We start from the raw sequence: 1414 nt of genomic DNA on the forward strand, positions 1-1414 counted from the left end.
GTCAACCGTCGGGGCAGCTCTGAAATGTCCTGCTTCTGCTTGTGTGAGTTTTTCGATACCATAGCTAAAAGTCTCCTCTACAAATTTATTCATTATCGAGTTATGCTTGTTAGCAATGGTCGCTAATATTTTTGGTTTGATTGCAAGGTCAAGAGAACCTCCATGCGTAGTTACAACAAATGCAGAAATCATTTTATCACTACGATTTTGTCTCTGCATAGAGAAGCAAGAATGCTACCCAATGCGAGTATTTTTGATCGCGTTATTTTCCCTTTTCGTAAAAATCCATAAGAATTTCTAAAAATTCACCGTGACGATAGCGATCTTTTTTTGCCATAGCACGAAAACGGTTAATGGTAACAGTGCTAGCCTTGATATTAATTTGTGAATCATCTGATTGCTCACGGCTTGGAAATGCAGCTGTTTTATCTATTTCTTTACGCTCAGTGTGATGTGCATTAGAGACAGATTTTCGTGGTTGAAAATCATCAAGGGTAGCAAAATCTAAAGGTTTTCTCTCACTATGCATTAATAATATTCCTCTCTGTTTAAACGGCTCTTAGTTTGTTAATAACTTCAATAGCGAATGCTTCAACATTACCAATCGCAGTTTCAAGATTATTCACTTCTTTTGGATTAAGATTGCGGTGAGAACCGCCTGTCGCGAAAATTGCGGAGAAAGCATCGCGTTCATTTATTTCTGTTTTAAAAACATCGATTTTAGAATTGTTCCTGAATTGTGATGATACAAAGCGAGCGGTTCTTGATTTTGCAATAACTTTGGATTGCGTAAATAAAACAGCATAAGAAATAGTACGTCGTACAGCTTTCATATCTCTGTGAATTTCTTTGATGATTTCAATAGCTGCTATAGCATCTTGTTGCTGTTCTTTCATGGGTACAATGACCAAGTCAGATTGACTGATTGCATAACTCGTCAAGCGTGATGCTGTACCTTCCAGATCCACAATGACAAATGGATCGCGAGCAGCTGCGGATTCTATTTCATCTAAAATTGTTTTTTCAGATTCATTTGTAACAACAGTTAAATTATCAGGTTTTCCCGGCAAAGCAGACCAAGTCGTCACGGGATGACGAGGATCGGCATCAATAATTGTAACAGGTTTAGCATGAGCAAGCTCACAAGCAAGAAGCAAAGCAGAAGTTGTTTTACCGCTACCTCCTTTTGAATTAGCAAATGAGATGACAGGCATTCGGTTCCTCACTGGACATAATACTATACCATATTTTATTATAAGATATAGTATAGTATTATACTAAAAGGTACTTTGCAATATAAAAATGGATAGATTTGCATAATGTTTTCTTTGTTTGTTCAAAAAATTAAGAAGCAGGACATTTCAGAGCCGCCCCGACGGTTGACACAATCTGGGATCGCATCATTGCGGCAAGA

3 protein-coding genes are annotated in these 1414 nt (G+C 37.6%); all 3 read right to left on the bottom strand.

Features of this window, described 5'->3' with window-relative positions; translation table 11 throughout:
• Positions 1-219 (bottom strand): hypothetical protein (locus NPY00_RS06265; protein ID WP_269021222.1); only part of this gene is annotated, 219 nt, incomplete at its 3' end.
• A gap of 43 nt (positions 220-262) precedes the next feature.
• Entirely contained in the window at positions 263-529 is a 267-nt protein-coding gene (locus NPY00_RS06270; protein ID WP_269021223.1) for a hypothetical protein, read from the bottom strand.
• 19 nt (positions 530-548) lie between these two features.
• Positions 549-1214 (bottom strand): ParA family protein, encoded by a 666-nt coding sequence (locus NPY00_RS06275; RefSeq protein WP_269021224.1) that lies wholly within the window; start codon positions 1212-1214, stop codon positions 549-551.
• Positions 1215-1414: the final 200 nt, after the last annotated feature.

Source organism: Bartonella sp. F02 (genome assembly GCF_026929975.1).
In the GTDB taxonomy this organism is placed as follows: domain Bacteria; phylum Pseudomonadota; class Alphaproteobacteria; order Rhizobiales; family Rhizobiaceae; genus Bartonella.